At 39.7% G+C, this 3,393-nt stretch carries 6 protein-coding genes; 2 read left to right on the top strand and 4 right to left on the bottom strand.

The features are described 5' to 3' along the window. The 4 genes from MD535_RS25200 to MD535_RS25185 all read right to left on the bottom strand — a co-directional run. On the bottom strand, positions 1-399 hold a 399-nt coding region (locus MD535_RS25200; RefSeq protein WP_265678017.1), incomplete at its 3' end, for a TfoX/Sxy family protein. Positions 400-847: 448 nt separating this feature from the next. After that, positions 848-1,048, bottom strand: a complete 201-nt coding sequence (locus MD535_RS25195) for a hypothetical protein (RefSeq protein ID WP_265678015.1) — start codon at positions 1,046-1,048, stop codon at positions 848-850. A gap of 106 nt (positions 1,049-1,154) precedes the next feature. Further along, positions 1,155-1,508, bottom strand: coding sequence for a hypothetical protein (locus MD535_RS25190; RefSeq protein WP_265678014.1), 354 nt, complete (start codon positions 1,506-1,508; stop codon positions 1,155-1,157). Continuing rightward, the gene (locus tag MD535_RS25185; protein ID WP_265678013.1) at positions 1,508-2,071 is read right to left on the bottom strand and encodes a ParA family protein; all 564 of its coding nucleotides are present in this window, start codon (positions 2,069-2,071) and stop codon (positions 1,508-1,510) included. Before MD535_RS25185 ends, MD535_RS25190 begins: the two co-directional genes overlap by 1 nt. Before the next feature lie 261 nt (positions 2,072-2,332). Between MD535_RS25185 and MD535_RS25180 the strand changes: the two genes are divergently transcribed. Continuing rightward, entirely contained in the window at positions 2,333-2,653 is a 321-nt protein-coding gene (locus MD535_RS25180; RefSeq protein ID WP_265678012.1) for a type II toxin-antitoxin system RelE/ParE family toxin, read from the top strand. Next, positions 2,650-2,925 (top strand): helix-turn-helix domain-containing protein, encoded by a 276-nt coding sequence (locus MD535_RS25175; RefSeq protein ID WP_265678011.1) that lies wholly within the window; start codon positions 2,650-2,652, stop codon positions 2,923-2,925. The genes MD535_RS25180 and MD535_RS25175 overlap by 4 nt, the downstream gene beginning before the upstream one ends. Positions 2,926-3,393 lie beyond the last annotated feature (468 nt).

Here is a 3,393-nt window from a genome sequence, read left to right as displayed (position 1 = left end):
CGCAATCCCTATCCGTTTTAGCAGTACTTCGGTAGACAAACGCATATTAGGGAGATCTCTTAATTTAGTCGGTCGCACCTTCTGCTCTAACCGCAATTGGTAGTCCTGTTTGGCGCCCTCCACCACACAGCCTATCAATGAATCTAAACGCTCTGAGTTGTTGATATAGTCATCAGGCAACGCATAGTAATTAGTCACGATAGTCTGATTTTTTCGATAAACGTAGGGACGCCACCCTGCCTGCCTGAATTGTTGTTTCAATGTACCATTCGCTTTTACATAGAACAGGCCATCAAAATCAATCCCAAACATAGCTCCATCTATAAAGTAGCCCACGCCAGAGAACATCGGATGCGTTGATACCGTTCCCGAAAGCTGAACATTTTGAATAACGGCCATGCCATCCATAAGTACTCTGCCTTTTCATATACTGCTCGAAAGCGCAAAAGCATAGATGTCAATATGCTCAAAAGTCAACCTCCTCCACGAAACCCAAAAGTTCTAGTTTTGAGGGTTATGAGGCAAAATTGGGCCGAAATAAAACTGCATTACAAACTGTTAACATTCAGCAAAAAACTGTCATTAACTTTCAGAGTAAAGATCGCGGTTTCAGGGAAGGAAAAGGGCGACTTTTGATAGGTTGAGGCTACCACTGCTTCTTCTTAGACAAAAATCGCCCTCAACTTTCGAATTTAACATAAGAGGCACATCGCGCACCACGGAATGACATACGGTATAAAATTAAAATCCAGGTCGAGTGCTGGCTGCTATATGGGAGCAAAGCGGACATGTAGAGACAGTGCTGACCCACCGAAACGCAGTGAAGGTAAACTGTCTCCAACATAAGTTATCCGTTGTTTGAAGTTTGCTCCCTCCTCTCAGTCTGCACCAGGAAGTTATCGATCGATTTACGGCCAACGAACACTTGAATGCTCTTGCGCTGGTTCGGAGCCAATAACTGACTATTTGCTAACTTGAGCAAAGCATTCAGTTCTTCGTCGGTAGCGCTTTCGTTCAGGGTATGGGTAATGTTACAATTCACTTGCATTGAAATTCTCCATCTTTGGATTTTAGTGTTGGCTAGTGCGAAGGTAAGAGAGCGCACTAGCCTATCTAATGTAAACACACAACCGTATACACTTATTTGTTTACACTTATTTGTTTACACTTATTTGTTTACACTTATTTGTATACAGCCCAGGGATTTCTGTCTCTAAGAACTTACGTAAATCGTTATTTGTTGAATATAAAATACGTTGTAACATCATATATGCAATAGGATTAATCCGAGCAGATATTAAAATCCCCATCTTAGGTTTATTATCAAGTAGCAGTTCTAGCAAATTATCATTAAATAAATGCTCATCGACCAAGGCCTTATAATCCACTTGATTCCTAGCTTTAGCTAACATCCCATATAATGCCTTTACATCATCTACTTGTTGTTGATTTTGCAAACCAAAATCATTTTCAGCGTCAGACTTCGCCGTGTTTTTAGGTAAAGCCATTACAACACCGCCTCATGCAAGAATCGGGAGATCTCACCTCGAACTTTTGAATCGGGCTCTTTCGCATAATTTTTTCTTTGAACGAAGACAGATTGAGCAACTTTCACTGTATCCCCCAAGCGTTCTTTAAACTCTTTGACATCTTTATCATTTTCTCTATAGCATCCATTAACCACAAATAACGCCTTATCTAAAACACCTTGTGCTTTCAGGCGATCACGAATTATTAACGTTTCCTTATAATCATCTTCAGTTGGACGGAATAACACCACAAACAATGCATCTTCATGTTGCATCCCTTGCATAATATCAACGTTTGTTTGAGTGTGTGCTCCTTGAGTATCAACAATCACATATTCAGCATCTTCCTGCTCTGTAAACAGATAAGAATTAATTTCCATAAATCGAGCAAAATGTTGTTGGGGATCGTAATCCTGACCTTCTATGATTTTACCTAACCGGTGTAACTCACGACTAAATTGCTTAGACATAGTCGATTTACCTACACCACCTTTATGCGCCATAAAGATAATGTATTTTTTTGTGGCAGTTCCTTCACTCATAGTAAACCTCTAATTAGTTTAAAAACCAAGCGTATACATGTTTTCGTATACAGAATACATCATCAACATATGACTGTAAACGCAAAAACGTATACATAAAATTGTTTACACTAAAATGTATACTAAAACATGTATACGCAACTCTGTATACGATCATTTGTTTAGGAGAGCGTAAAAATTATCAAATAAAAAACCCCAGTTTTGAACTACGTGCAAATGGTGCTATTATGACCTATCTTATATGATAAGTGGTAAAGATGAATGTCTTGGAAAGTGGAGTTTTATGATGGTGTTGAAGATGAGATCTTATCGATGCCACCAAAAATCCAAGCGCGAATGATTAAGCTTTTAGAGCTGATTGAATTACATGGTGCTAACCTTGGACCTCCACATACAGAATCGATGGGTGATGGTCTTTTTGAGATCAGAGCAAAGGCCCAAGAGGGAATTGGTCGAAGCTTGTTTTATTACTTAAAAGGTCAGCATATCTATGTGCTAAGAGCTTTTGTGAAAAAGTCGAACAAGACCCCGAAGAAAGAGATCAAGTTAGCTAAAGAGAGAATGAAAGAGGTGAAAGAATGAGTTTATCAGCACTAAAACAGAAAGCCTTTAAGAGCCCAGAAGTAAAAGCAGCGTATAACGAGCTAGATGATGAATTTGATCTGATTAGCACACTTCTCACTATGCGTGAACAGTCGGGGTTAACTCAAGATGAAGTGGCCAGGAAGATGGGAACGCGAGCACCTAATATTTCGCGTTTGGAATCTGGTAGAGGCAACCCAAGTATTAAAACCTTGGCAAGTTATGCACATGCCTGTGGTTTTAAGCTCAATCTAGGCTTTAGACATGCTTAAGAATTGGGGCTTGAATTTAAAAGCTACACTGTAACATTCTCTTTTTGGGTTTCATTCAAGACTAAACCTAAAAATATCCCCAGCCCTTCAACGAAGATCGCCTCGATCAAAAATGATCTTCCTTTACACTTCCTGCTAGACCCGCGAAGCGGCCTTTGTGGTCGATGTAGTTACGTTTTTATTATGTTTTAGCAGTATCGGTCCACGTTAGTAAAGAACGTTAGACAGGAGTGGTTTGGCGCATTGCTAGAAGTCTGTAAGCGATGATTTTCGGTAGAAAATCTAACCGAATCGCGTTATTTTTTAGTGGAGCGTAAGCGACAACCTTATCTTTCTTTACTCTTCTTTAAAGGTTGAAGAGCAACCTCCACTTTGTTCCGGTGGGTCAGTACCGCCTCTACATGACTATCGTCATATAGCAGCCAGCACTCGACCTTTATAAATATCTTGATGTTAATACTGTAAGTC

Source organism: Vibrio qingdaonensis (assembly GCF_026191675.1).
GTDB classification, from domain to species: domain Bacteria; phylum Pseudomonadota; class Gammaproteobacteria; order Enterobacterales; family Vibrionaceae; genus Vibrio; species Vibrio qingdaonensis.
The sequence above is the reverse complement of the archived record's forward strand: the minus strand, read 5'-3'. Positions and strand labels throughout refer to the sequence as shown.